General features: G+C 72.1%; 23 protein-coding genes. 13 read left to right on the top strand and 10 right to left on the bottom strand.

Annotation, left to right across the window (positions count from 1 at the left end; translation table 11 throughout):
• Positions 1 to 90: 90 nt before the first annotated feature.
• The 4 genes from adh to AB0E24_RS37365 form a co-directional block, all read right to left on the bottom strand.
• Positions 91 to 1,614, bottom strand: a complete 1,524-nt coding sequence (adh, locus tag AB0E24_RS37380; protein WP_069867505.1) for an aldehyde dehydrogenase — start codon at positions 1,612 to 1,614, stop codon at positions 91 to 93.
• 424 nt (positions 1,615 to 2,038) lie between these two features.
• Positions 2,039 to 3,367 carry a GAF domain-containing protein gene (locus tag AB0E24_RS37375; protein ID WP_079153217.1) on the bottom strand — a complete coding sequence of 443 codons (1,329 nt, stop codon included), beginning with the start codon at positions 3,365 to 3,367 and terminating at the stop codon, positions 2,039 to 2,041.
• Between the two features lie 90 nt (positions 3,368 to 3,457).
• On the bottom strand, positions 3,458 to 3,592 hold the full coding sequence (locus AB0E24_RS37370) for a hypothetical protein (protein ID WP_256115047.1): 135 nt from the start codon (positions 3,590 to 3,592) through the stop codon (positions 3,458 to 3,460).
• Between the two features lie 323 nt (positions 3,593 to 3,915).
• Entirely contained in the window at positions 3,916 to 5,178 is a 1,263-nt protein-coding gene (locus AB0E24_RS37365) for a glycoside hydrolase family 18 protein (protein WP_069867504.1), read from the bottom strand.
• Between the two features lie 382 nt (positions 5,179 to 5,560).
• On the opposite strand from AB0E24_RS37365, the gene AB0E24_RS37360 reads away from it, so the two are divergent.
• On the top strand, positions 5,561 to 6,733 hold the full coding sequence (locus AB0E24_RS37360; RefSeq protein WP_359383948.1) for an acyl-CoA dehydrogenase family protein: 1,173 nt from the start codon (positions 5,561 to 5,563) through the stop codon (positions 6,731 to 6,733).
• A 46-nt stretch (positions 6,734 to 6,779) separates the two neighbouring features.
• On the opposite strand, the gene AB0E24_RS37355 is transcribed toward AB0E24_RS37360, so the two are convergent.
• Entirely contained in the window at positions 6,780 to 7,145 is a 366-nt protein-coding gene (locus AB0E24_RS37355) for a hypothetical protein (RefSeq protein WP_069867502.1), read from the bottom strand.
• Positions 7,146 to 7,363: 218 nt separating this feature from the next.
• On the opposite strand from AB0E24_RS37355, the gene AB0E24_RS37350 reads away from it, so the two are divergent.
• The 5 genes from AB0E24_RS37350 (at position 7,364) to AB0E24_RS37330 (ending at position 13,406) form a co-directional block, all read left to right on the top strand.
• Positions 7,364 to 7,804 (top strand): Lrp/AsnC family transcriptional regulator, encoded by a 441-nt coding sequence (locus tag AB0E24_RS37350; protein WP_069867501.1) that lies wholly within the window; start codon positions 7,364 to 7,366, stop codon positions 7,802 to 7,804.
• Positions 7,805 to 7,942: 138 nt separating this feature from the next.
• Positions 7,943 to 9,589, top strand: coding sequence for an amidohydrolase (locus AB0E24_RS37345; protein WP_174884937.1), 1,647 nt, complete (start codon positions 7,943 to 7,945; stop codon positions 9,587 to 9,589).
• A gap of 575 nt (positions 9,590 to 10,164) precedes the next feature.
• Positions 10,165 to 11,985, top strand: a complete 1,821-nt coding sequence (lnt, locus tag AB0E24_RS37340) for an apolipoprotein N-acyltransferase (RefSeq protein ID WP_359383944.1) — start codon at positions 10,165 to 10,167, stop codon at positions 11,983 to 11,985.
• Positions 11,986 to 12,317: 332 nt separating this feature from the next.
• On the top strand, positions 12,318 to 13,067 hold the full coding sequence (locus AB0E24_RS37335) for a polyprenol monophosphomannose synthase (RefSeq protein WP_202544080.1): 750 nt from the start codon (positions 12,318 to 12,320) through the stop codon (positions 13,065 to 13,067).
• 150 nt (positions 13,068 to 13,217) lie between these two features.
• Positions 13,218 to 13,406 carry a Rho termination factor N-terminal domain-containing protein gene (locus tag AB0E24_RS37330; RefSeq protein WP_069867498.1) on the top strand — a complete coding sequence of 63 codons (189 nt, stop codon included), beginning with the start codon at positions 13,218 to 13,220 and terminating at the stop codon, positions 13,404 to 13,406.
• Between the two features lie 34 nt (positions 13,407 to 13,440).
• Here AB0E24_RS37330 and AB0E24_RS37325 read toward each other — a convergent pair whose 3' ends face one another.
• Positions 13,441 to 14,001 carry a hypothetical protein gene (locus tag AB0E24_RS37325; RefSeq protein WP_359383939.1) on the bottom strand — a complete coding sequence of 187 codons (561 nt, stop codon included), beginning with the start codon at positions 13,999 to 14,001 and terminating at the stop codon, positions 13,441 to 13,443.
• A gap of 275 nt (positions 14,002 to 14,276) precedes the next feature.
• On the opposite strand from AB0E24_RS37325, the gene fxsA reads away from it, so the two are divergent.
• Entirely contained in the window at positions 14,277 to 14,876 is a 600-nt protein-coding gene (gene fxsA / locus AB0E24_RS37320; protein ID WP_359383970.1) for an FxsA family membrane protein, read from the top strand.
• A 516-nt stretch (positions 14,877 to 15,392) separates the two neighbouring features.
• Here the strand turns inward: fxsA and AB0E24_RS37315 are convergent.
• Entirely contained in the window at positions 15,393 to 15,767 is a 375-nt protein-coding gene (locus tag AB0E24_RS37315) for an RNA polymerase-binding protein RbpA (protein ID WP_014056358.1), read from the bottom strand.
• 256 nt (positions 15,768 to 16,023) lie between these two features.
• On the bottom strand, positions 16,024 to 16,692 hold the full coding sequence (yczE, locus tag AB0E24_RS37310) for a membrane protein YczE (protein ID WP_079259697.1): 669 nt from the start codon (positions 16,690 to 16,692) through the stop codon (positions 16,024 to 16,026).
• A 96-nt stretch (positions 16,693 to 16,788) separates the two neighbouring features.
• Between yczE and AB0E24_RS37305 the strand changes: the two genes are divergently transcribed.
• Positions 16,789 to 18,312 (top strand): SCO1417 family PLP biosynthesis transcription factor, encoded by a 1,524-nt coding sequence (locus AB0E24_RS37305; RefSeq protein ID WP_359383936.1) that lies wholly within the window; start codon positions 16,789 to 16,791, stop codon positions 18,310 to 18,312.
• 174 nt (positions 18,313 to 18,486) lie between these two features.
• Here AB0E24_RS37305 and AB0E24_RS37300 read toward each other — a convergent pair whose 3' ends face one another.
• Both AB0E24_RS37300 and AB0E24_RS37295 read right to left on the bottom strand, forming a co-directional pair.
• Positions 18,487 to 20,118, bottom strand: a complete 1,632-nt coding sequence (locus AB0E24_RS37300; RefSeq protein WP_359150608.1) for an ATP-binding protein — start codon at positions 20,116 to 20,118, stop codon at positions 18,487 to 18,489.
• A gap of 1 nt (position 20,119) precedes the next feature.
• Positions 20,120 to 20,314 (bottom strand): hypothetical protein, encoded by a 195-nt coding sequence (locus AB0E24_RS37295; RefSeq protein WP_069867492.1) that lies wholly within the window; start codon positions 20,312 to 20,314, stop codon positions 20,120 to 20,122.
• 198 nt (positions 20,315 to 20,512) lie between these two features.
• On the opposite strand from AB0E24_RS37295, the gene AB0E24_RS37290 reads away from it, so the two are divergent.
• The 5 genes from AB0E24_RS37290 to AB0E24_RS37270 all read left to right on the top strand — a co-directional run bounded on the left by AB0E24_RS37290 (position 20,513) and on the right by AB0E24_RS37270 (position 25,249).
• Positions 20,513 to 20,935: an ankyrin repeat domain-containing protein gene (locus tag AB0E24_RS37290; RefSeq protein ID WP_079259700.1), complete on the top strand. Its 423-nt coding sequence runs from the start codon at positions 20,513 to 20,515 to the stop codon at positions 20,933 to 20,935.
• Between the two features lie 141 nt (positions 20,936 to 21,076).
• On the top strand, positions 21,077 to 22,387 hold the full coding sequence (locus AB0E24_RS37285; protein WP_359383932.1) for an ROK family transcriptional regulator: 1,311 nt from the start codon (positions 21,077 to 21,079) through the stop codon (positions 22,385 to 22,387).
• A 129-nt stretch (positions 22,388 to 22,516) separates the two neighbouring features.
• Complete coding sequence (locus AB0E24_RS37280; RefSeq protein ID WP_359383929.1) at positions 22,517 to 23,776, top strand: ROK family transcriptional regulator; 1,260 nt, start codon at positions 22,517 to 22,519, stop codon at positions 23,774 to 23,776.
• A 105-nt stretch (positions 23,777 to 23,881) separates the two neighbouring features.
• On the top strand, positions 23,882 to 24,739 hold the full coding sequence (locus AB0E24_RS37275) for a glycoside hydrolase family 16 protein (protein ID WP_069867488.1): 858 nt from the start codon (positions 23,882 to 23,884) through the stop codon (positions 24,737 to 24,739).
• 201 nt (positions 24,740 to 24,940) lie between these two features.
• Positions 24,941 to 25,249 carry a hypothetical protein gene (locus tag AB0E24_RS37270; protein ID WP_079259703.1) on the top strand — a complete coding sequence of 103 codons (309 nt, stop codon included), beginning with the start codon at positions 24,941 to 24,943 and terminating at the stop codon, positions 25,247 to 25,249.
• Positions 25,250 to 25,279: the final 30 nt, after the last annotated feature.

Genomic DNA, 25,279 nt, shown 5'->3' with positions numbered 1-25,279 from the left:
GGCCCATAGATGACGAGCGCGCGAGAAGGGCGCATGCCGGGCAACGGCCCCGGTCATGCGCCCGCCCCGGTCATGCGCCCTTTTCGGGGTCTAGAAGAAGCCCAGCTTCTTCGGCGAGTACGACACCAGCAGGTTCTTCGTCTGCTGGTAGTGGTCCAGCATCATCTTGTGGGTCTCGCGGCCGATCCCGGACTGCTTGTAGCCGCCGAAGGCGGCATGCGCCGGGTAGGCGTGGTAGCAGTTGGTCCACACCCGGCCCGCCTGGATGGCGCGCCCGGCGCGGTACGCGGTCGAGCCGTCCCGGGTCCACACCCCCGCGCCCAGCCCGTAGAGCGTGTCGTTGGCGATCCCGATCGCGTCGTCGAAGTCGGAGAAGCGCGTCACCGCGACCACCGGGCCGAAGATCTCCTCCTGGAAGACCCGCATATGGTTGCCGCCCTCGAAGATCGTGGGCTCGACGTAGTAGCCGCCCTCCAGCTCACCGCCGAGTTCGGCGCGGCTGCCGCCGGTGCGGACGCGGGCGCCCTCCTGCCGGCCGATGTCCAGGTAGGACAGGATCTTCTCGAGCTGGTCGTTGGACGCCTGGGCACCGATCATGGTGTCGGTGTCCAGCGGATGCCCTTGCGTGATCTTCTCCGTACGGGCCACGGCGGCGTCCATGAACGCCTCGTAGTGGCCGTCCTGCACCAGGGCCCGCGAGGGGCAGGTGCACACCTCGCCCTGGTTCAGGGCGAACATGGTGAACCCTTCGAGCGCCTTGTCCAGGAAGTCGTCGTCGGTGGCCGAGACGTCGTCGAAGAAGATGTTCGGGCTCTTGCCGCCGAGTTCCAGGGTGACCGGGATCAGGTTCTCGCTCGCGTACTGCATGATCAGCCGGCCGGTGGTGGTCTCCCCGGTGAAGGCGACCTTGGCCACCCGGGAGTTGGACGCCAGTGGCTTTCCGGCTTCCACGCCGAATCCGTTGACGATGTTGAGCACACCCGGCGGCAGCAGATCGGCCACCAGGCTCATCCACAGGTGGATCGAGGCGGGCGTCTGCTCGGCCGGCTTCAGCACCACCGCGTTGCCCGCGGCCAGCGCCGGGGCCAGCTTCCAGGTTGCCATCAGGATCGGGAAGTTCCACGGGATGATCTGGGCGACCACGCCGAGCGGCTCGTGGAAGTGGTACGCGACCGTGTCGTGGTCGATCTCGGAGAGGCTGCCCTCCTGGGCCCGGATCGCGCCCGCGAAGTAGCGGAAGTGGTCGATGGCCAGCGGGATGTCGGCGGCCAGGGTCTCCCGGACCGGTTTGCCGTTCTCCCAGCTCTCCGCGACCGCGAGGGCCTCCAGGTTCTGCTCCATCCGATCGGCGATCTTCAGGAGCACCGAGGCGCGCTCCGCGGGCGCCGTACGGCCCCAGGCGGGTGCGGCGGCGTGGGCGGCGTCCAGGGCCCGCTCGACGTCCTCGGCGGTGCCCCGGGCGATCTCCGTGAACGGCTGTCCGTTGACGGGCGTCGGGTTCTCGAAATAGCGGCCCCGGGCCGGCGGTACGTACTCCCCGCCGATCCAGTGGTCATAGCGCGGCTGATAGCTGACGACCGAGCCCTCGGAGCCGGGGCTTGCGAAACGCGTCATGGGGCGGCCTCCCGTGGTGTACGCGTGGTGGGTCTCGTTGCCGGGACGCGGCTTGGCACATCCCGGCTCCGCCCGCGCCGACACGGGCGGAGCCGACGGGGAGGCTAGGGGCGGTTACGTTGCGCGGACGTTGCGTCCCGGTGGCCGCCCCCTTGCCGTAGAGCTCGGCCTTCCTGGTGGGCGCCCCCTTGCCGTGGAGCTCGGCCTTCCTGGTGGGCGCACTCTTGCCGTGGAGCTCGGCCTTCCTGGTGGGCGCACTCTTGCCGTGGAGCCCGGCCTTCCTGGTGGGCGCACTCTTGCCGTGGAGCTCGGCCTTCCTGGTGGGCGCACTCTTGCCGTGGAGCCCGGCCTTCCTGGTGGGCGCCCCCGGCCGCCGGGCCCTGACTTCCGGGCGGGCACGCCTTCACCGTCGGGCCCCGCCGCCCTATCGGGCGCCCCCTCCGTGGTGGGCTCCGCCGCCCTGGAGCGCGCCGTCCTCGTGGTCGAGGCCGCCCAGTCCGTACAGCTCCCGCAGCCGCCGCACCCGGGCCGCCGGGACCGCCCGGCCCGGCGCATGGGCCGGAAGCGCGGTCAGCAGCGCCTCCGCGACCTCCAGATCCTCCTCGCCCCACGGCGTCTGCGCCCAGCGCCGCAGCAGTTCCGGATCGCCGTGGGACAGCACGGCGCGCCGCAATCCGTCCTCCAGCACCTGCCGCATCCGGCACACCCCCGGCGCCTCCGACAGCGGCAGCAGCGGCCCCGGGTACGCCCGCAGCGCCGTATACGCGTCACCGGAGGCCAACGCCTCGGCGGCGTCCGCCAGATCGGTGCGCACGGGTCCGCAGAGCCGGTACGGGCGCGAGCCCAGCAGCGGGCCCACCAGGCGGCGCAGCCGCGACAGCTCGGCCCGCAGCGTCACCGGGGAGCGATCGTCGGCCCGGGGGCCGTAGAGCTCGAGCGTCAGCCGGTCGCCGGACAGGCCCTCGGGATGGCCGGCCAGCAGCACCATGATCTCGCTGTGCCGCCGTCCGAGCCGCAGCCGCCGCCCGTCGACGGCCAGCAGCGCCTCGTCCCGGCCCAGCGCGGTCAGCGAGATCCGCGGGCCGCGCGTCCGCGGCGCCTCGGCGAGCAGCTGGGCCTCGGCGGCGCGGGCCGTCGCCTGGACCAGGGCCAGGCTGTGCGGGGCGGCCAGATGGTCCCCGCCGGTGATGTCCACCGCGCCCAGCAGCCGTCCGGTGTGTGGATCGTGGACGGGGGCGGCGGCGCAGGTCCACGGCTGCACGGTGCGGTTGAAGTGCTCGGTGGCGAAGATCTGCACCGCATGGTCGACGGTGAGCGCCGTCCCTGGCGCGTTGGTGCCCGCATGGCGCTCGTCCCAGCGCGCCCCGGCCACGAAGTTCATCCGCTCGGCCCGGTCGCGTACGCCCGCGTGCCCCTCCACCCACAGCAGCCGGCCCTGTTCGTCGCAGACCGCGAGCAGATGGGCCCCGTCGTAGGCGATGGTGCCCAGCAGCTCCCGGAACAGCGGCATCACCCGGGCCAGCGGATGGTCCGCGCGGTAGGTGTCCAGCGCGTCGTCCGCCAGGTCGATCGGTGCGCTGCCCTCCTGGGTGACCCGCGCGTCGGCCGAGCGCCGCCAGGATTCCGCCACCACCGGCCGTACGGCCGGACCCACCGCCCCTCCGGTCAGGAACGCCTCATGGGCGCGGCGCACGGCGCGGGTGCGCTCAGCGGGGTCGGTGCCGGACGCCATCGCCAGCCAGGGATTGACCATGGTGCCTCGCTCAGCGGTACGGAGGGGCGGAGTGGAGGGGTTCGCGCTGTCAGGCTTTCACGGATCGGGCCGGGTGGAGCAGTCGGCGGGTCAGGTACGGGCGGGGAGTGAGGGGGCGGGCACGACCCCGGGCGGGGAGGCATAGCCGCAGGAGTGGCAGATCTTCCACCCGTCCTGGTTCACGGCGAGTTGGCCGCCACAGCTCGGGCACTGCTGGGAGCTCATGTTCGTTCCTTTGGTTCATGCGCACCAGGTGGTGCGGGCCACCCGTGCGCTCAGATTTCCTTGTGGGGCGGATGCCCCGCAATACTCAGAACAAGCCGCGTTGGGGTACGAGCCCTCGATGGAGCGCGTTCACAGGGGGTGCGCGGCGCTGCCGCGAGATCTCCCCGCATACGCTCCCCGCGCCCCCTCGCACCCCGCTTGAACGTGTCGCGGCGGTCGGCCCGCCGATGTGCCCGGTGCGCGCCTCGCCCGGTGCGCACGACGAAGCGGGCGGGGAGCCGGTGAAGGCTCCCCGCCCGCGTCGTCAGGGGGTGCGTATGGGGTCAGTTGATGGACTTGATCAGCTCACCGTTCGAGGTGTCGCCGCTGAGCTCCCAGAAGAAGGTGCCGCCCAGGCCCTGCTGGCGCTTGTAGTCCATCTTCCCGCCGATGGTGGAGGGGGTGTCATAGCTCCACCACTGGTTGCCGCAGTGGGCGTAGGCCGTTCCCGCGACCGTGCCGTTGGCCGGGCAGGAGTTCTTGAGCACCTTGTAGTCCTCGATGCCCGCCTCGTAGGTGCCGGGTGCGGCACCGGTCGCCGTGCCACCGGGGGCGTCCTGGGTGACACCGCTCCAGCCGCGTCCGTAGAAGCCGATGCCCAGCAGCAGTTTCGACGCCGGGACGCCGAGGCCCTTGAGCTTCTGGATGGCGGCGTCGGTGTTGAAGCCCTGCTGCGGGATGCCGTTGTAGGAGTTGAGCGGGGAGTGCGGGGCGGTGGGGCCCTGTGCGGCCCATGCGCCGAAGAAGTCGTACGTCATCGGGTTGTACCAGTCGACGTACTGCGCGGCGCCCGCGTAGTCGGCGGCCTCGATCTTGCCGCCGGAGGAACCGTCGGCCGTGATCGCGGCGGTCACCAGGTTGGACGAACCGAACTTGGCGCGCATGGCGGACATCAGGTTCTTGAAGGCGTCCTTGCCGCTGGTGTCACAGGTGAGACCACAGGCGTTGGGGTACTCCCAGTCGATGTCGATGCCGTCGAAGACATCCGCCCAGCGCGGGTCCTCGACCAGGTCGTAGCAGGACTGGGCGAAGGCCGCGGGGTTCTTCGCGGCCTCGGTGAACCCGGAGGACCAGGTCCAGCCACCGAAGGACCACAGCACCTTCAGGCCCGGGTGGAGCTTCTTCAGCTTGCGCAGCTGGTTGAAGTTGCCGCGCAGCGCGCCCGCGTCCCAGGTGTCGGCCTGGCCGTCGACGCTGCTCGCCGCGTCGTACGCCTTGTCGTAGTCGGCGTAGGAGTCGCCGATGGCGCACTTGCCCCCGGTGACATTGCCGAAGGCGTAGTTGATGTGGGTGAGCTTGGCGGCCGAGCCGGAGGTCTCGACGTTCTTGACGTGGTAGTTGCGCTGGTAGATGCCCCATTCGGTGAAGTAGCCGACGACCTTGTCGCCGGCGGCCTTCGTGGTGGGGGTCTGGGCGGCCTTGGAGGTGGCCTGGGGGGTACCGGCGCTCCGGGGTTCACCGGCGGCGGCCGAGCCCGCGAGCAGGGTGGCGGTCAGGACCGCCGTACACACCGCCGCGAGCGCGGCGGACAGTCTGGGTCTGAGCATGGAATCTCCTCGGTGGGGGGTGAGGGGAGAGTGAACTGCCCGACGACCTGCCCATAGCTTGACATGAACGCGCAGGGCAGGGTGGGGAAACGGTAGAAGGACTAGACCACTTGGGTCAATGGTCTGGGCCAATCTGTTCCGCCGTGGGACGTTGGTGGGAGAGCGGGTAGGAAGGTGGTGGGCGTACCCGTGCGAAGTTGGTTGAAGCTCGGGCAACCGGTACCGGAGCGCTCCGGACCGGGCATACTCCCACCGCCGTAGTGCAGGTCATCACCGATCGCGATCCGACGGGGCGGCCGGCCGGCGGCAGCAACACCGGCGGCGCCGCCTCACCCCGGCGAACGTCGCCGCAGCGCCTGACCAGGGGAGAGGAGAGCGCGCCATGACCGACCACGTCCCGCTGCCGGTGGAACGCGAATTGCCCACCGAAGAGGCCCGCGACCTGATGTCGCTCGTCCGCGAGCTGATCGAACGGGAGATCAGGCCCCGGGCCGCCGAGGAGGAGGCCGCCGGGCGCTTCCCCCGCGAGCTGTTCACCCTGTTGTCCCGGTCCGGGCTGCTGGGGCTGGTCCACCCCGAGGAGTTCGGCGGCGGCGGCCAGCCGTACGAGGTCTACCTCCAGGTCCTCGAAGAGTTCGCCGCGGCCCGGCTGACCGTCGGCCTCGGCGTCAGCGTCCACACCCTGGCCTGCCACGCCCTCGCCGGCTACGGCAGCAAGGAGCAGCTGGCAGAGCACCTTCCCGCGATGCTGGGCGGCGGTCTGCTCGGCGCGTACTGCCTCTCCGAGCCCTCCTCCGGCTCCGACGCGGCCGGGCTCACCACCCGGGCCACCCGCGACGGGGACACCTGGATGATCGAGGGCACCAAGGCGTGGATCACCCACGGTGGCATCGCCGACTTCTACACCGTGCTCGCCCGCACCGGCGCCGAGCGCACCCGTGGCATCAGCGCCTTCCTGGTCCCCGCCGACGCCCCGGGGCTTTCGGCGGCCGCGCCCGAGCACAAGATGGGCATGGCCGGTTCGCCGACCTCCCAGATCCATCTCGACGGGGTGCGGGTCCCCGACGCCCGCCGCATCGGCGAGGAGGGCCAGGGGTTCGCGATCGCCCTGTCCGCCCTCGACGCGGGCCGTCTTGGCATCGCGGCCTGCGCCGTCGGCGTCGCCCAGGCGGCGCTGGACGAGGCGCTCGGGTACACCGCGCAGCGACGGCAGTTCGGCAGGCCGATAGCCGACTTCCAGGGGCTGCGCTTCATGCTCGCCGACATGGCCACGCAGATCGAGGCCGGGCGCGCCCTGTACCTGGCGGCGGCACGACTCCGGGACGCGGGGCGGCCGTTCTCCAAACAGGCGGCGATGGCCAAGCTGTTCTGCACGGACGCAGCGATGCGGATCACCACCGACGCCGTCCAACTGCTGGGCGGATACGGCTACACGGCGGACTTCCCGGTCGAGCGCTATATGCGCGAGGCGAAGGTCCTCCAGATCGTGGAGGGCACCAACCAGATTCAGCGAGTGGTGATCGCCCGCGCTCTCGCGGGGCCTGAGACCGGCTGAGCCGGACGTTTCGGTTGGGGGCGCGGCATGCGCCCCCGCCGCTTCGCTACCGCTGTGCCACCGGGAACCGGACCGGGCGGGAGCCGGGGCCGCCGAGGTGGGAGAACGGCTGCATCCGCCAGTCAAGGCCCGCCGGAAGCGTCAGCAACAGCGCCGCGTTCTGCTCATGCGCCTCCAGCGACGCGTCGGCGGGCGCGGCGTCGGCCGCCCGGCGGCCGGTGCCGGCGCAGACCGTGAGCCCGAACGGGTCCCACGGGGAGGAGCACAGCGCGTGCTCGGGAAGAACGTCCTCGTCGGCGAGGAGTGCGATGGGACGGGCGCAGTCCGGGCAGATGACCCGGAACATCTCATAGGTGTCGTTGATGTCTTCGGTATCGATGTCGCCTGCGTCGAGGCGCTCGAGATGAGGCATGAGTTTCCCCCTCGGGTGGGCTGGCCAGGCGCGTCGGCCTCGACCACAGCAAGCATTTCCCTTGCGGCCGCATAGGTAATCGCCGCATCTCATAGGACACCCATGAGGAGATGTGGCGTTCGTCACATGCCCGATGCAGATGCGCCCGTACCAGCGTCTCCGTCCGCTGTGCCGACCCGTTGTGCCCGAGCGCCCCCGACCACATAAGGTGATCGGCTGTGGAGGAGTTGGACAGACAGATCGTGGAGCTGCTCGTCAAGGACGGCCGGATGAGCTACACGGACCTGGGCAAGGCCACCGGCCTGTCCACATCGGCCGTGCACCAGCGGGTTCGCCGCCTCGAACAACGGGGTGTGATCCGCGGCTACGCCGCCGTCGTGGACCCCGAGGCCGTCGGGCTCCCCCTTACCGCGTTCATCTCGGTCAAACCCTTCGACCCCAGCGCGCCGGACGACATCTCCGAGCGGCTCGCCGACGTGCCCGAGATCGAGGCGTGCCACAGCGTCGCGGGCGATGAGAACTACATCCTCAAGGTGCGCGTCGCGACCCCGCTGGAGCTGGAGCACCTGCTCAGCCGGATCCGCTCGCTGGCCGGTGTCTCCACGCGCACCACCGTGGTCCTCTCCACGCCCTACGAGGCGCGCCCGCCGCGCGTCTGAACGCCGGGTGTCCGGATGCCGGGTGCCCGAACGTCGGGCGCCTGCTGAACGCGCCCCACCCTGCTGAACGCGCTCCATCTACGCTCCGAACACACCCCCTATACGTCCCATCCGACACCCCAGCCGAGGCAGCCCGCCGTGAACGACCCGACCCCCGCCCAGGCCCCCGAAAGCCGTACCGTCCTGCTGCGCGGAGGTGAGGTCCACAGCCCCGCCGATCCCTTCGCGACCGCGATGGTCGTCGAACGCGGCACCATCGCCTGGGTCGGCTCCGAAGGGGCCGCGGACGGCTTCGCGGACGGTGTGGACGAGGTCATCCAGCTGGACGGGGCGCTTGTCACCCCCGCCTTCACCGATGCGCATGTGCACACCACCGCAACGGGGCTCGCCCTCACCGGACTCGATCTCAGCGGCGCCCGTACGCTCACCGAGGCGCTGGAGCGGGTGCGTGCCCACGCCGCCGCCCACCCCGGCGACCGGGTGCTGCTTGGCCATGGCTGGGACGCCGCCCGCTGGCCCGAGGGACGGCCGCCCTCCCGGGCCGAACTGGACGAGGCGACCGGCGGCCGCCCCCTCTATCTCACCCGCATCGATGTGCACTCCGCCGTCGTCACCACCGCGCTCCTGGACCTTGTGCCCGGCGTGTCGGACCTGGCCGGCCACCATCCCGGTGGTGCCCCCCTGACCGGCGCCGCCCACCACGCCGTCCGGGCTGCCGCCCACGCGGGCGTCACCGAACGGCAGCGCACCGACGCCCAGCGCGCCGCCCTCGCCCGCGCCGCCTCGCTCGGCATCGGCACCCTCCATGAATGCGCCGGGCCCGACATCTCCTCCGAGGACGACCTCACCGGGCTGCTGAAGCTCGCCGCCGGGGAGCCGGGGCCGCGGGTGTACGGCTACTGGGCCGAGGCCGCGAGCAGCGCCTCCGACCTGGACAAGGTGCGCGAACTCGGCGCCATCGGCGCGGCCGGCGACCTCTTCGTCGACGGGGCGCTCGGCTCGCATACGGCGTGTCTCCACCAGCCCTACGCCGACACGCCGCACACCGGCACCGCCTATCTGGATACGGCGGCCGTCGCCGCCCATGTCATCGCCTGCACCGAGGCCGGGATCCAGGCCGGTTTCCACGCCATCGGCGACGCCGCCGTCACGGCCGTCGTCGAGGGTGTACGGACCGCCGCCGACACGGCCGGGCTCGCCCGCGTCCGCGCCGCCCGCCACCGCGTCGAACACGCCGAGATGCTCACCCCCGAGACCATCGCGGCCTTCGCCGACCTCGGCCTCACCGCCTCCGTCCAGCCCGCCTTCGACGCCCTCTGGGGCGGCGAGGACGGTATGTACGCCCAGCGGCTCGGCCCCGAGCGGGCCCGCACCCTCAACCCTTACGCGGCGCTGCTGCGCGCCGGAGTGCCCCTGGCGCTCGGCTCCGACAGCCCCGTCACCCCGCTCGACCCCTGGGGCACGGTGCGTGCCGCCGCCTTCCACCGCACCCCGGAGCACCGGATCTCCGTCCGCGCCGCCTTCACCGCCCACACCCGCGGCGGCTGGCGGGCCATCGGACGGGACGACGCGGGCGTTCTGGTGCCCGGCGCGCCCGCCGACTACGCGATCTGGCGGACCGGTGAGCTCATCGTGCAGGTGCCCGACACGCGGGTCGCCGGATGGTCGACCGATCCGCGCTCCGGCACGCCCGGACTGCCCGACCTCACCCCCGGCGGCCAACTGCCCGTCTGCGTGCGCACGGTGGTGGGTGGACACACCGTCCACCTCCGGCCGGACGAGTGACGCGCGGACGCCCCGTACCGCCGAACGATGAGCCCCCGGCCTGTCGTGGCATCTGAACATCGTCCGTACTGACCTGGTCATTTGAGGAAACGGCGCAGGTCATGCGGCTGTTGACAGGGTGCGGTCGGTGGCGGGTAGGTTCGGCCTCGTCCACCACAGGACGCCCGACCGGGGAATCTTCACGCAGTCGTCGAACGCCGCTGGGCCAGAGGGAGACGCGCCACCGCGGTGCGCCACCACTGGGAGCCAGGTCCAGTGCACGGGGGCGAGGGAGGGACGCCCGGGTCGGCAGGTGCGACCCGGGAGGGGCCCGGACGCTCAGTAGACAACGGCTCTCGGTCGATCCGCAGCCAGCGGGTCCCAGGTCGGCCCGAAGGGCGTCGGGCCCCCACTCCGCTCGCGCACACGGCGGGACCGCCCCCGGCGCGGGGGCGGGCCGCCGCCGGGACAGGGAACCCCCGCCATGGCCGAAGCGTTCCGTACCGCGAGGTCACAATCCGCACCTCGGGACCACTTCCGCGCGCCCGCGTTATACGGTCACCTCACCACAGCACGACCTGTAGGAAGGCCGCACCGTGCCATCGGGTTCCGACACCACCGCCGAAGCCGCCCCCACCGGGCCGGACGCAGACCGCCCGGGTCAGCGGCCCGGCTCCGCCGCCACGCCGCCCACCGGTGGTGCCGTGGAGGGCCGTGACGCCGCCGAGAGCGGCGAATCCGGCGCGGCCGGGACGACCGGGACCACCGGGGCCGGGACGGCCGGTGCGGCCGGTGCGGCCGGGACCGGGGTCGCGCCGTCCACCGGAGAGCGGCGGCCCGGCCGGCTGCGCCGTCTGGGCCTGCTCGCCCGCCGCGAGGCGCGGCGCAGCGCGCTCGCGGCGGTCAGCGGGCTCGCGCTCGGCCTTGCCTTCCCGCCGTTCGGGGTGTGGCCGCTGTCCCTGGTGGCCGTCGCCGCCCTGGCCCTGCTCACCCACGGCCGGACCGCCCGCCAGGGCGCCTGGACGGGCTTCGCCTTCGGGCTGCCGTTCTTCCTGCTGCTGCTGAAGTGGCTCAGCGTGGTGGGCTGGGACGCGGTGGTGGGCCTGTCCATCATCGAGGCGGCCTTCCTCGCGCTGATGGGCGCGGGCCTGGCCCTGGTCTCCCGGCTGCCGGTACCGGCCCTGTGGCCGCTGTGGACGGCCTGTCTGTGGGTCGCCGAGGAGTGGGCCCGCGACCGGGTGCCCTTCGGCGGCTTCCCCTGGGGCCGGCTCGCCTTCGCCAACACCGGCTCGCCCTACACCCCGCTCGCCGCGCTGGGCGGCGCCCCGCTGGTCACCTTCGGCGTGGCGCTGACGGGCGGCGCGCTCGCCTGCGCCGCGCTCGTCCTGTGGCGGCTGCGCGGCGCCGGGGGCTTCTCGGCGCGCCGCGCCCTGCCCGCCGCCGGGGCCGTGGCCGTCGCCGCCGCCGTGACGGCGGCCGGATTCGCGGTGCCCATCCCCACCGCCGCCGACGACTCGGTCGACATCGCCGTCGTCCAGGGCAATGTGCAGCAGCCCGGGATGGACTTCCTGGGCCGCCCCATGATGATCCTCGACAACCACGCGAAGGCGACCCTGAACCTGGCGAAGGACGTCAAGGCCGGCCGTATCGCCAAGCCCGATCTCGTCATATGGCCGGAAAACGCCTCCGACCTCGACCCCTTCCAGTACCGGGAGGCATACGCCCGGATCGACGAGGCCGTGCGGGCGATCGGTGTTCCGGTGCTGGTCGGCGCCCTGGTTGACCATCCGACCAAACAGGGCTATGTGGAGAACCAGGGCATCGTCTGGGACCCGAAGAGCGGTCCCGGCGCCTCGTACACCAAGCAGCATCCGGTGCCCTTCGGTGAGTACGTCCCCTTCCGCCAGGAGCTCAGCAAGATCATCACCCGGCTCCAGCGGGTGCCCCGCGACTTCTACCCCGGCGATCACACCGGTGTGCTCAAGGTCGGCCCGGCCCGGCTCGGCGATGTGATCTGCTTCGAGGTCGCCTACGACGAGATCGTGCGCGACACGGTCAACGCGGGCGCCCGGGCGATCGTCGTCCAGACCAACAACGCCACCTACGGCCGCAGCGGCCAGCCCGAGCAGCAGCTGGTCATGTCCAAGCTGAGGGCGATCGAACACGGCCGGCCGGTGATCACCGCGGCCACGAGTGGGATCAGCGCCGTGGTCTCCCCGGATGGCACGATCGAGCAGCGGACGAAAGAATTCACGCAAGATGTGCTCACCGCGCGCATCCCGCTGCGTGACGGCAAGACCCTGGCCGACCGCGTCGGTGCGATCCCCGAGTGGGTGCTCGCTATGGTGGGCGTTCTGTCCTGCGCGGCCGCGATCATGATCGGCCGTCGGGGACGTACGGACGAGAAGGGGCAGTAGCCGTGAGCGACGCACGCGAGGCCGACGAGCCGCGCCGGAGCAACGACCGTGATGACTCGCCTCGCGGGCGGAGAAGCGAGCAATCCGATGCTGCGAGCGACGCACGCGAGGCCGAGGAGTCTGGCGCCAAGGCCGAGGAGTCTGGCGCCAAGGCTGAGGAGCTGAGCACCGAGGCTGACGAGCCGAGCACGAAGGCAGGCGAGCCTGGCGCCGAGGCCGACGAGCCGCGTAGCGGAGCCGACGAACCGCGAATCGAAGGCGCGGAATCGGGGCCGCGCCGTGCGCGTCAGGATGACGGTGGCCGGCGGAAGTACGGGCCGCTCGGTTCGACCTTGGTGATCATTCCGACCTATAACGAGGCGGAGAACATCAGGCCGATCGTCACGAGGGTCCGGGAGTCCGTTCCGGACGCGCACATCCTCGTCGCGGACGACAACAGCCCGGACGGCACGGGCAAGGTCGCCGATGAGCTGGCTGTCGAGGACGACCACGTCAAGGTGTTGCACCGCAAGGGCAAGGAGGGCCTCGGCGCCGCGTATCTGGCCGGGTTCCGCTGGGGCATCGAGCACGGCTACGGCGTGCTGGTGGAGATGGACGCCGACGGCTCCCACCAGCCCGAGGAGCTGCCCCGGCTGCTCACCGCGCTCAAGGGCGCGGATCTGGTCATCGGTTCCCGCTGGGTGCCCGGCGGCCGCATCGTCAACTGGCCCAAGTCCCGCGAGTTCATCTCCCGGGGCGGCAGTACGTACTCCCGCCTCCTCCTCGACGTCCCGATCCGCGATATGACGGCCGGGTACCGCGCGTTCCGCAAGGAGACGCTCGAGGGCATCGGCATGGACGAGGTCGCCTCCCAGGGCTACTGCTTCCAGATCGACCTGGCCTGGCGGGCCATCAAGGCGGGCTTCCACGTCATCGAGGTTCCGGTCACCTTCATCGAACGCGAGCGCGGCGAGAGCAAGATGAGCCGCGACATCGTCACGGAGGCGGCCTGGCGGGTCATGTCCTGGGGCGTGGGCACACGGGTCAACAAGGTGCTGGGCCGCAAGGATTCCAGGGACTCCAAGGACTCCAAGGACTTCTAGGACTTCTAGGCCCGCATCCCGGGCCTGGGACTCCCGGGCCCGCATCCCCGCCCTCGCCGCGGCCGTCCGATCCCCGGCTCCGCGCTCGGAGTAGTCCCGCGGGCGTTGTTCCGCCCCGTACCGGACACTTGAGGCGGAAGGAGGCGGAACATGGCTAAAGCGACCGCCAAGAGCGGGAAGACGACGGCGCGCGGCTCGATGGCCCGCGGAAGCGCCAAGTCGGGCAGCATGGAGACGCGGACCAAGGAGGATCTGTACCGCGAGGCCCAGAAGGCGGGCATCGAGGGCCGGTCCCAGATGTCCAAGAGCCAGCTGATCTCGGCACTGCGCCATCGCTGACCATGGGGACCACGGGATCGGGCCCGGCTCGGTCTCAGCGGATCCCCGGGACGGTCAGCACCGTGAGCAGTGCCGTCCCGGCGACCAGCCAGGCGACGTAGTCGCCGATATGCCCGGACTGGAGTCGCCGTAGGGGCGCGAGTAGCGCGGCCGTCCCGGTGTGGACCGGCCGCCGTACCGCCAGTGTGGCCAGGGTGATGGCGAGGGCCGTGGAGAGCAGCCCGAACAGGATCCCGGTCGTCTGCCAGTGCGGCGGCACATACACCGGGGCGGCCGCGGCGCGTCCGTCGAGGACCGTGCGCCGGTAGCCACCGGCGTCGGTGGACAGCGCCCCGGCCCGGCCCACCGCGGACGCCCCGGCCGGGATCACCCCGACGGCCGGCGACGCGGCCAGCAGCGCGGCGGGCACCGCAAGCGGCGGCACCGGGATGCGCCGGAGGCGGCCGCTGGTCTCGGGCTCCTCCTCACCGGTGGTCTCCGGTCCGCTGTACTTCTCGTCCCGGGGCCTGCGGCCCGCTCCGGTGGAGATCCGCGGCCCGGCGCGCAGCACCGCGCCTCCGGTCACCGCCGACACCCGGTCAGCGCCACCCACCACACGAGGACCTCCAGCACACCGGTCATTCGACACCTCCGCCGGTGGCGGGTACCCACGACCGCCGCGGCCGATTCCTCGAGATCCGCAGCCCTCGCGATCAGCTGTCCTCGCATCGGCGCACCCTTGCGACCTCGCGGATTCCATACGGTCTTCTCCGGACTTCCGGACCCTCCGGGACCCGTCGCACGTTGGAACCTATGAGATCTCCTCGATCCCCATGACCATGCGACCCGGGCTCCAGATCGCTCACGGCCCCGGGCACACTTGGAGGCATGATGACCGGCGCATCGCAGCAGAGCGACCCGACCCGCCCGAAGCGCTCACGCGCCCGCACCTTCGTACCGCTGGGGATCGCCGCCTGGCTGGTCCTGGAGATCTGGCTGCTGACCCTGGTGGCGGACCTGGCCGGCGGGGTGACCGTCTTCCTGCTGCTGGTGGCGGGCGTGGTGGTGGGCGGGGCCGTGGTCAAGCGCGGCGGCCGCCGGGCGTGGCAGAGCCTGGCCGGGTCGATGCGGCCGGACGCCGGGGAGCCCCCGACGCGGCCCGGAAGCTCCTTCACGATGCTCGGCGGGCTGCTGCTCATGGTGCCCGGGCTGATCTCGGACGTGGCCGCGCTGCTGTGCCTGTTCCCGCCGACTCAGGCGCTGCTGCGGCGCCGCGTGGAGAGCGCGCTGTCGCGTCGGATGGGCTTCGTCCCCGGATCGCCGTCGGACCCGTTCCGCCAGGCGCGTGAGGAGTGGGACCGCCGGAACGGGCAGGAGCCTCCGGAGCGGGGCACGGTCATCCAGGGCGAGGTGATCCAGGACGGGGACGACCGGGACCGGGGCGGCGACGGAGAGCCGGGCCCCGGGCTGCGCCCGCGCGACCGGGGCTGAGACCACCGGGCGCCGTGGCCCGGCCGAACGCGGACCGGGGCCCTGGCCCCACCGGACGCGGACCGGGAACCGTGGCCCGGCCGAACGCGAACCGGGGGCCATGGCCCCAACGGACGAGAACCGGGGCCCTGGCCCCAACGGACGTGGACCGGGCGCCGGACCTGGACCGGGGGTCATGGCCCGGCCGGACGCGAACCGGGGGCCATGGGCCCACCGGGCGCGAACCGGGAGCCGTTGTCCCGTCGGGCGTAAACGGGGCCGTCGCCCCGCCGGGCGTAAACCGGGGGCCCTGGGCCCACCGGACGTGGACTGGGCGTCGGACGTGGACTGGGCGTCGGACGTGGACCGGGGGCCGTCGCCCCGCCGGGGGCCATGACCCCACCGGACGTGGACCGGGGGCCGGACGCGAACCGGGGGCCATGGCCCCGCTGGACGCGGACGAGGGCCGGGGCCACTGCTCAGCAGTGGCCCCGGCCCTCATTACCTCTGGTGTTATCGCAGTGCTGCCGCTCGCACTCAGGCAGACTTACGGGTGTCCCGCGGATGCACGGCGATGTTCATGGCTCCGGAGCGCAGGACCGCCAGCCGCTCGGCCAGCACTTCCTCCAACTCCTCGCGGGTGCGCCGCTCCATGAGCATGTCCCAATGCGTGCGCGCGGGCTTGCCCTTCTTCTCCTCAGGACCATCGCCGTCGACGAGGAGTGCCATGGCGCCGCACGCCTTGCACTCCCACTCCGGCGGGATCTCCGCCTCTACCGAGAACGGCATCTCGAATCGATGGCCGTTCTGGCATGCGTACTCCACCGCCTGGCGCGGGGCCAGATCGATGCCGCGGTCGGTCTCGTAGCTGGTCACCACGAGTCGCGTGCCGCGAAGAGCTCGCTCACTCATGAATCGTGCCTCCCGGGCTTGTCGCCCACAGGACAGGTGTCGCTGTCGTCGTCATCCGGTCAACGTCCGGTCGGCGGTGAAGATTCCCGTATTGGGACATGCGTCGCCCGTCGTGCCGCCCCGTTGTTCTACCCACAGGCGCCCGGTTTGTCACATCTGGCAGCAGATGTCACCCAGCGTTTCTGGTACTTTAGCGCGCAGTAACGGTCCGCCTGGTAGGCCAAGGGCGTACACTACCGCCCCGACCGCGTCAGCTCTAAATCAGGTCCCGGACCTGGGGCTCGACGGCACCCTGTGCCACGATTCCGGACCCCGTCCCGGCGGGTGCGGGAATCGCGAAGACGCGCAGGAAGAGCTGCGACAGCGGCCCGATGGCCAGCGCGAACAGCACCGTGCCCACCCCCACCGACCCGCCCAGCGCGAAGCCGGTGGCCAGCACCGCCAGCTCGATCCCGGTCCGCACCAGCCGGATCGACCACCCGGTGCGCTGGCGCAGCCCCGTCATCAGCCCGTCCCGTGGGCCCGGCCCGAACCGCGCCGAGATATAGAGCCCGGTGGCCACGCCGCACAGCACGATCGCGAAGAGCAGCAGCGGGATCCGCACCGCCAGCGCCTCAGGCTGTGGTGTGAGCCACAACGTGGCGTCCATCACTGGCCCGACCACCAGCACATTCGACACCGTGCCAAGACCCGGTCGCTGGCGCAGCGGGATCCACAGCAGCAGCGCGGCGACCCCGACGGCGACCGTGACCGTGCCGATCGACAGCGGGGTGTGCTCGGTCACGCCCTGGTGGAAGACGTCCCACGGGTCGAGGCCGAGGTTGGCGCGCAACTGGAGCCCCATGGACGCCCCGTAGAAGATCAGCCCCACATACAGCTGGACCAGACGGCGCGGAAGGCGACGGCGCGGACGGCGATCGGACAATGCGTGCTCCTGGTGTGAGTGGCCTGCGGCATGTCACTCTGTGGCCCGGAACCAGTCCAGTTCCACGGCCAATTCCCGAAAGGTGGACCGCATTCGATGAGTCCATGGACGTCCGCGGTCGGGGCACCCCAACTGGCCCGGCTGCTCGGGTCACAGCACACCCGTGACGGCGTGGTCGCCGGGGCCGCGGCCTCGCTGACCGGGGGCCGCCGCGTGCCCGCCTACCGCTCCCTCGCCGATGGCGTACGGCTGCTCATCCTGGAGGGCCGGGTCGCGGTCGCGGCACGCCTCCCCGCCGAGCGCGAGCTGGCCACGGCGCTCGCGGTCAGCCGCACCACCGTCGCCGCCGCCTACGAGGCGCTGCGCGGCGAGGGGTTCCTGGAGTCCCGGCGCGGCGCCGGGAGCTGGACCGCCATGCCCGCCGGAAGCCCGCTGCCCACCCGGGGGCTCGATCCGCTGCCGCCCGAGGCCGCCGCCTCCGTGATCGACCTCGGCACCGCCGCGCTGCCCGCCCCCGAGCCATGGCTCACCCGCGCGATGCGCGGCGCCCTCGACGAACTGCCGCCCCACGCCCGCACCCACGGCGACTACCCCGCCGGGCTGCCCGCCCTGCGCCAGGCGCTCGCCGACCGCTACACCGCCCGTGGCATCCCGACCATGCCCGAGCAGATCATCGTCACCACCGGCGCCATGGGGGCCGTCGCCGCCACCTATCAGCTGATGGTCAGGCCCGGGGAGCGGGTCGCCGTGGAGTCGCCCAGTTATGCCAACATCCTCCAGCTGATGCGGGAGGCGGGCGCCCGGCTCGTCCCCGTGGCCATGGCCGACCGGCTCGCTGGCTGGGACATCCCGTCCTGGCGCCAGGTCCTCAGCGCCGCCTCACCCCGGATGGCCTATGTCGTGGCCGACTTCCACAACCCCACCGGCGCCCTCGCCACCGAGGAGCAGCGTCGGCAGCTCGTCGACGCGGCCCGCTCGGCCGGAACGATCCTGGTCGCCGACGAGACCATGGCCGAACTGCTGCTGGACGAGGAGGTGGAGCTGCCCCGCCCCGTCTGCGCCTTCGACCCGGCGGGCAGTACCGTGATCACGATCGGTTCGGCGAGCAAGTCGTTCTGGGCGGGGCTGCGCATCGGCTGGGTGCGCGCCGCGCCCGATGTCATCCGCAGCCTGGTCGCCGCCCGTGCCTACGCGGACCTGGGCACCCCCGTCATCGAACAGCTCGCCGTCGCCTGGCTGCTGAACACCGGGGGCTGGGAACAGGCCGTCGAGGTGCGCCGCGACCTCGCGCGCAGCAACAGGAACGACCTCGTCGATGCCCTCCGGCGCCATCTGCCCGACTGGGAGTTCACCGTTCCGCACGGCGGGCTCATGCTCTGGGCCCGCACCGGCGGTCTCTCCGGCTCCCGTATCGCGGAGGCGGGCGCCCGGCTGGGGGTCCGGGTGCCGTCGGGGCCCCGCTTCGGGGTGGACGGCGCGTTCGAGGGGTACGTACGGCTTCCGTTCACCGTCGCGGGAGCGGTCGCCGACAAGGCCGCCACCCGGCTGGCCGCTGCCGCCGACCTGGTGGCCACGGGCGCCACGTTCGAGGCCGAGTCGCCCCGTACGCACGTGGCCTGACCGGCCGTCGCCGCGCGCCCCGGTACACCACCCCGATACGTCACCCCGGCGGGCCATCCGCCGGACGGTTCAACCGTGGCGCGGCATCCCGGCGCACCCCCGGCAGTTCAACCGTGGCGCGGCATCCCGGCGCACCCCGGCCGCTCAACTGTGGCGCCGACGCGCGCCGGCCGCTCACCCCCCGACGGGGGCCGGGGCCGCCGGTGCCGCGGGGTCCGGGGCGGGCAGCAGCCTGAGCACCGCCTGCCGCTCGGCCTCGCTGGCCGCCTCGTCGTACGGATCGGGCGTGGCCGGCACCTGGAGGCGGTGCACCGGCCCCGCGCCCAGGCGGGCGTAGCCGCGGCCCGGCGGGACCTCGGGCGTCGGCGTGGTGTGCGGCGGCGTCCCGAGGACGGCCGCGACCCGCTCGGCCGAGACCGGGCCCAGTACCACCCGGGCCCGGGTGTGGCTCCGCACGGCCTCGCTCAGCGCCTCCGCGGCGTCCAGCTGATCGGCCACCACGACCCGTACGTTCGCCGCCCGTCCGTGCCGCAGCGGCACGGCCAGCAGCTCCTGCGGATCGGTGCGGCCGTCGGCCGCCGCGAGATGGCTCATCACCGACGGCCGGTCCAGCAGGATCCACAGCGGGCGCCGGATGTCCTCCGGCGGGGGATGCCGCAGCTGGCGGGCGCGGTTGGCGGCGATCAGCCGGCGCTCGGTCTCATGCCCCGCCCACTCCAGCGTGGCCAGCATTCCGGCCAGCCCGCACTCCACCGCCAGCACCCCCGTCCGTCCGCTCAGACACGCGTACTCGCCGGTGCCGCCGCCGTCCACCACCAGCACCTCGCCATGGGGCAGCGCCTGAAGCGCGATGGAGCGCAGCAGGGTCGTGGTGCCGCTTCCGGGCTCGCCGAGCGCGAGCAGATGCGGCTCGGTGGAGCGCGGGCCGGTGCGCCAGACCACCGGGGGCACGTCATGGGTCTCCGGTCCGTCCCCCGCCGCCTTCTCGAGGCCCACGCCCGGTGTTGTGCCGTCCGCGCTCTCCTCGCACGTCTCCGGAGCCGCCAGCACCGGCAGCGTCCGCTGCACCGACGACGGGTCGGTGAAGCCCAGCACCGTCTCGCCGGGCGTGGTGACGAAGCGCTGGGCGTGGATCGTGGTGGACAGGGCGGGGAGCACGGTGAGGGTGAGGCCGTTGGCCTCCTCGTCCCACTCGAACAGATATTCACGGCCGCGTCCCGACTTCGCGTACAGGAGTTGCTCGATCCGGGTGCGGGCCGCGGGCTCGCCGTCGGTGAAGTACGCGGGGTACTGGAGATGCAGCCGGGTGAGCCGTCCGCCCTCGTCGAAGGTGAAGGAGTCGAACGCCTTGGACCAGTCGCCGCCGTGGCTGTAGAGCGGGCTGGGGTCCTCGGCGGCGGAGAAGTACGGCACCAGGGCCTCGTAGAGCGTGCGCAGCCGCTCGGCACCGTCCGCGCCGGGCGTCCGTGGTTCGGCGGTGGCGCGCCCCCGTCCGGCCCAGCCCGCCGCGCCGATCAGGCTGATGGCCGCCGCCAGTGGGCCGTACGGCAGCAGGAAGAGAACGAAGCCGCAGGCGACCACGAGGACGAACACCGGTCCGCGGCGGTCACCCGGCAGCTCCACCCATTTGCGCCGCCCGGCGGTGGCGAGCACGCGCAGCCCCCGGGAGAGCGCGACCAGGGGGTGGAGCACATCGGCGACGCCGTCGGCCGCCGTGCGGGCGAACGCGCGGCCGCGGACGAGCGGGACGAGCGAGGAACCCGCGGTGCTGCCGAGGCGGAGGCGGGGGAGCGGTCTCCGGGCCACGTCAGATCTTGATCCCACCCAGGAGACTGGCGAGGCTCGCGCCGCCCGCCTTGATGCTCGGAGCGATCGCGGTGGACGCGAGATAGAAGCCGAAGAGCGCGCAGATGATCGCGTGCGTTCCTTTCAGGCCGTCCTTGCGGAAGAAGATGAAGACGATGATGCCGAGCAGTACGACGCCGGAAATGGACAGGATCATCACGGTCTCCTGGCTGGTGGGGGACGGTCAGTCACCATGAGGGGTTCCAGGATCACAGCATGTATCCACCGGGCGAAAGGTGCAATTGGGTGGATTATCGGTGTAATCATCACCATGGAGGCGTGGCGCTCCGAGCCGACCGCCGTCCTTAGGGTGGGTGATCACATACCCAGGTAGCGAAGCCGGAGGCGACAGGCCATGACCGAATCGAACCCCGAGAGCGAGCCCGCACACGACCCGGAGGTGCTCCAGCTGGCGGCCAAGGTCTTCGACCTGGCCCGGCAGGGTGACACCGATACGCTCGCCGCCTATGTGGACGCGGGCGTCCCGGCCAACCTCACCAACGACAAGGGCGACTCCCTGCTCATGCTCGCGGCCTACTACGGCCATCCCGCGGCGGTGTCGGCCCTGTTGGAGCGCGGCGCCGACCCCAATCGGGTGAACGAACGGGGCCAGACGCCCATCGCCGGGGCCGCGTTCAAGGGTGAGGAGGAGGTGCTGAGGGTGCTGCTGGCCAAGGGTGCCGACCCTCGTGCCGGGTCGCCCTCGGCCGTTGAGACGGCGCAGATGTTCGGGCGGGAGGATCTGCTCGCGCTGTTCCGGGCCCCGGGTGCGGAGTAGCGGGGCGTTGGGGCGGCAGTCCCCATTGACCGTTCAAAAAGTGAAGCGCGAGACTTCATTCAGACCGTGAGTTAAGCGATGAAACCAGTCGGCGTCAAGAGCGGTCGCGTCAGGTAGGTTCGGGCAGGGGGAAGGAGCCCGATGGGTCAGATGAACCGACGGACCGTCCGCGACCTGCGGCGCGGCAACCGCTCGACGCTGCTGCGCCAGCTGTACTTCCAGGGCCCGGTGAGCCGTCAGGAACTGGGGACGCTCACCGGGCTCAGCTCGGGTTCGGTCAGCAATGTCGTCGGCGAACTGCTCGCCGACGGGCTGGTGGAGGAGGCCGGGTCCGTCGAGTCCGACGGCGGCCGCCCCCGTACGCTGCTGCGGGTCGCGCCCGGCAGCGGCCATCTCATCGGGGTCGACGTCGGCGAGACCCATGTCCGCGTGGAGCTGTTCGACCTCACGCTGACCGAACTGGCCAGGTGGGAGCATCCGCTGACGCCCGGAGGGCTGGAGCGGGAGCCGGAGCCGGTCGTCGGCCACATCCTGACCGGCCTCGACGCGGTGGTCGCCAAGAGCGGCGCGGAGCCCGGGAAGGTCATCGGCGTCGGGGTCGGCGTCCCCGGCGTCGTCGAACAGGGGGACGAGGCGCTCGTCCACGGCCCGACCGCCGGCCGGGACGCGGTGCCGCTGGAGCGGCTGCTGCGCACCGGCACCGAACTGCCGCTGTTCATCGACAACGGCGCCACCGCGCAGGGCCAGGCCGAGATGTGGTTCGGGGCGGGCCGCGGCGCGGACAACGCGGTGATCGCCCTGATCGGCTCCGGCGTCGGCGCCGCCATCGTGACCGCCGGGATGCCGTACCGCGGCGCGACCAGCAGCGCGGGGGAGTGGGGGCATACGGTCGTCCAGGTCGGCGGGCGCGCCTGCCGGTGCGGCGCGGTCGGCTGTCTGGAGGCGTACGTCGGGGCGCAGGCGGTGCTCGACCGCTACGGGCGCCGGGCGGGCGGCGTGTACGGGGGCGCCGAGGGGGACGCGGCCGCCGCCGGTGCCGGTGCCGGTGCCGGTGCCGGTGCGGGTGTCGGTGCCGCCGCCGGTGTTGGCGCCGGTGCCTGTCTCGGTGCCGGTGAGGACCAGCAGGCCGCGTTCGCCGCGATCGTCGGGGCCGCCGGGACCGAGGCGCGGGCGCGCGAGGTGCTGGAGGAGACCGCCGCCTACCTCGGCGCCGGTATCGCCGATCTGATCAATCTCTTCAACCCGGAGCGGATCATCCTCGGCGGCTGGGCCGGGCTGCTCCTCGGCGGCCGGATGCTCCCCAGGATCCGGGCCGCCACCGCCGCGTACGCCCTGCACCGGCCGTACGCACAGACCGAGATCGGCCTTGCCGAACTGGGGCCCGACGCGGTGGCGCTGGGCGCGGCCACGCTTCCGCTGGCGCACTTCCTCGCCACCGGCAGAGCCCGCTGAGGGTTCGACTTCTGTCGGTTCAGGGGGAGTTGGGTCGGAGCCCGCCTCAAATTCTTTGATGCAAGAAGGTCCAGACCTATTGACATGCATCGAACAGGGCTGGACATTGTGTCTCCCTGGAGGTGACCGATGACGGCCCAGGCGCAGGCAGCCCAGCCCTCGCTGCGCACTACCGTGCGCAATCCGCGGCGTGTCAGCCGCTCAGCACTGCTGTGGACGCTGTACCGCCACGCTCCGCTCACCCGTCAGGAACTCGTCCGCCATACGGAGCTCAGCGCCACCACCGTGAACGCGGTCATCGGCGAACTGATCGCCGAAGGCGTCGTCACCGAGGTGGAATCGGACCCCGGTGCCGGGGTCCGGCGGACCCGGGCCCGCTTACGGCTGGTTCCCGAACACCGGTACGTCATCGGCGTCGACATCGCCGATACCCGGGTGCGCGTCGGGCTGTTCGACCTCGCCCGCGCCCAACGGGCCGGTGTCAGCTACCCGTTGCCCTCGGACGGGTACGACGCCCGGATCGTCGTCGGCCATATCCTCACCGGCCTCGACGCCGTCGTCGAGGCGGCCGGCATCCCCCAGGGGCACATCGTCGGCATCGGCATCGGCGTGTCGGTCACCGGCTGGGACGCCGTCCCCCTGGAGGGGCTGCTGCGCACCGGTACCGCGCTGCCCCTGCACATCGACAGCGCCGCGGAGGCCATGGGCCGGGCCGAGATGTGGTTCGGCGCCGGACGCGGTGTCCAGCACGCCGTCGTGGCGCTCATCGGCTCCGGTGTCGGCGCGAGCGTCATCACCCACGGCGCCTCCTACCGGGGCGCCACCAACAGCGCGGGCCAGTGGGGCCACACCACCGTCCAGGCCGGGGGCCGCAGCTGCCGGTGCGGCGCCCGCGGCTGTCTGGAGGCGTACGTCGGCGCCGACGCGGTCCTGGAGCGCTTCCGCCAGGCCCGGCGCGGCCGCATAGCCCCCGGCGCGGACAAGGAGTCCGCGTTCGCCGCGCTGCTCGCGGCCGCCGACACCTCGACCGCCGCACAGCGCGTCCTGGAGGAGGCGGCGGTGTACCTGGGCGCCGGAATCGCCAACCTGGTCAACCTCTTCAACCCCCAGCGGATCATCCTCGGCGGCTGGGCCGGGCTGCTGTTCGGCGCCCGTATGCTGCCCCGGATCCGCGAGACGGTCGCCGCGCAGGCGTTGCGCCGGCCGTACGCCCACACCGACATCGGGCTGTGCGGGCTCGGCCCCCACGCCGTGGCGCTCGGCGCCGCCGCCCTGCCCGTCCGCCACTTCCTCACCGAGGGCGCGCAGCGCGCCGCCCGCCGCCCGGCCACCACCCCCCGAGGAGCGCGGACGCGCGCCGCCCCTACCACCCGTATGCCGGTGCCCTAGCACCCGTGGACCCCGGCCGCGGCCAGCTGCCGGAGCCCCACCTTCCCCCCACCGGACCGGCACCCAGCCGGTCCCATCCCCCACACAGGAAGGCACCACCGTTCGATGAGAAAAACCGTGCGCAACACCGTGATCGGTCTGCTCTCCGCGACCGCGCTCGCCGCCACTCCCTGGTTGACCGCCCCGGCCACGGCCACGACCACCCCCCAGGCGAAAGCCGCCGCGGCCGAGTTCACCGACAACTTCGACGGCGCGGCGGGCAGCGCGGTCGACGGCTCCAAGTGGGGCCTGGAGACCGGTGACAACGTCAACAACCACGAGCGGCAGTACTACACCGACGGTAACAAGAACGCGGCGCTGGACGGCAACGGCAACCTTGTCATCACCGCCCGCAAGGAGAACCCGGCCAACTACAACTGCTGGTACGGCCAGTGTGAGTACACCTCCGCGCGGCTGAACACCGCGCAGAAGTTCACCACCGCCTCCGGCCATGTCGAGGCCCGGATGAAGCTGCCCCAGGGCCAGGGCATGTGGCCCGCCTTCTGGATGCTCGGCGACGACATCGGCAGTGCGGGCTGGCCCAACTGCGGTGAGATAGACATCATGGAGAACGTGGGCTTCGAGCCCAGCACCGTCCACGGCACCCTGCACGGCCCCGGCTACTCCGGCGAGGGCGGCATCGGCGCCGGCTACACCCTGCCCGACGGCGGCAAGTTCTCCGACGGCTTCCACACCTTCGCCATCGACTGGTCGCCCAACAAGATCACCTGGTCCGTCGACGGCAACGTCTACCAGACCCGCACCCCCTCGGACCTCAACGGCAACCGCTGGGTCTTCGACCACTCCTTCTACATCATCCTCAACCTGGCCGTCGGCGGTTACTGGCCCGGCGACCCGGACGGCAACACCTCCTTCCCGCAGCAGCTGGTCGTCGACTACGTCAAGGTGACGGGCGGCAGCTGACGTCTGCTGCCGATGTGGAAGCCCACTGAGCGGTGGCTTCGCTGGTCAGCATGGGGCGGACCGCCTCCGGGACCACCGCGACGCGGGCTTCCACATCGGCCCCCGGCCACGGGGATGGGCCTCGATGCGGAGTCGGTCCTCGTTCGGCCCTCCGCACCCGTATGATTGGTATCCACTCCCATGTACGGAGTTGGGGGCCAGATGACTGCCACGTGGTGGCTTATGCAAGGTGAGGCCGCGGTCGGCGAGTTGCGGCAGTACGGGGTCGACCAGCCCGTTTTTCTGTGTCACTTCACGCCGGGACCGGCCTGGGAGGCCGTCCGGGAACAGTTCGAGGCGTGGTCCGCGCTGCGTGGACCGGACCCCGACGGCAGCCGTACTGCCAAGGTCATCCGGTCCATCATGGACCTCGGACTGCGGCTTGTGCCCACCGACGACAGCCCGTCGATGGCGCTGTTCACCGAGTGCATCCTGCGCATCGACGGCCATACCGCCCGGTTGCGCTATTGACTCGGTGGCTCGTGAGGAGTCCGTGCGGCA

This window comes from Streptomyces malaysiensis subsp. malaysiensis, assembly GCF_040653035.1.
Classification (GTDB): Bacteria; Actinomycetota; Actinomycetes; order Streptomycetales; family Streptomycetaceae; genus Streptomyces; species Streptomyces malaysiensis.
This window is presented reverse-complemented; position numbering and strand designations above follow the sequence as displayed.

Excerpts from the sequence above, each read along its gene's own strand:
- AB0E24_RS37285 (WP_359383932.1), top strand. The coding sequence starts at position 21,077 with ATGGGTCAGATGAACCGACGGACCGTCCGCGACCTGCGGCGCGGCAAC.
- AB0E24_RS37370 (WP_256115047.1), bottom strand. The coding sequence starts at position 3,592 with ATGAGCTCCCAGCAGTGCCCGAGCTGTGGCGGCCAACTCGCCGTGAAC.
- AB0E24_RS37280 (WP_359383929.1), top strand. The coding sequence starts at position 22,517 with ATGACGGCCCAGGCGCAGGCAGCCCAGCCCTCGCTGCGCACTACCGTG.
- AB0E24_RS37270 (WP_079259703.1), top strand. The coding sequence starts at position 24,941 with ATGACTGCCACGTGGTGGCTTATGCAAGGTGAGGCCGCGGTCGGCGAG.
- fxsA (WP_359383970.1), top strand. The coding sequence starts at position 14,277 with ATGACCGGCGCATCGCAGCAGAGCGACCCGACCCGCCCGAAGCGCTCA.
- AB0E24_RS37375 (WP_079153217.1), bottom strand. The coding sequence starts at position 3,367 with ATGGTCAATCCCTGGCTGGCGATGGCGTCCGGCACCGACCCCGCTGAG.
- AB0E24_RS37275 (WP_069867488.1), top strand. The coding sequence starts at position 23,882 with ATGAGAAAAACCGTGCGCAACACCGTGATCGGTCTGCTCTCCGCGACC.
- AB0E24_RS37360 (WP_359383948.1), top strand. The coding sequence starts at position 5,561 with ATGACCGACCACGTCCCGCTGCCGGTGGAACGCGAATTGCCCACCGAA.
- adh (WP_069867505.1), bottom strand. The coding sequence starts at position 1,614 with ATGACGCGTTTCGCAAGCCCCGGCTCCGAGGGCTCGGTCGTCAGCTAT.
- AB0E24_RS37295 (WP_069867492.1), bottom strand. The coding sequence starts at position 20,314 with ATGATCCTGTCCATTTCCGGCGTCGTACTGCTCGGCATCATCGTCTTC.
- AB0E24_RS37355 (WP_069867502.1), bottom strand. The coding sequence starts at position 7,145 with ATGCCTCATCTCGAGCGCCTCGACGCAGGCGACATCGATACCGAAGAC.
- AB0E24_RS37290 (WP_079259700.1), top strand. The coding sequence starts at position 20,513 with ATGACCGAATCGAACCCCGAGAGCGAGCCCGCACACGACCCGGAGGTG.
- AB0E24_RS37315 (WP_014056358.1), bottom strand. The coding sequence starts at position 15,767 with ATGAGTGAGCGAGCTCTTCGCGGCACGCGACTCGTGGTGACCAGCTAC.
- AB0E24_RS37305 (WP_359383936.1), top strand. The coding sequence starts at position 16,789 with ATGAGTCCATGGACGTCCGCGGTCGGGGCACCCCAACTGGCCCGGCTG.
- AB0E24_RS37365 (WP_069867504.1), bottom strand. The coding sequence starts at position 5,178 with ATGCTCAGACCCAGACTGTCCGCCGCGCTCGCGGCGGTGTGTACGGCG.
- AB0E24_RS37330 (WP_069867498.1), top strand. The coding sequence starts at position 13,218 with ATGGCTAAAGCGACCGCCAAGAGCGGGAAGACGACGGCGCGCGGCTCG.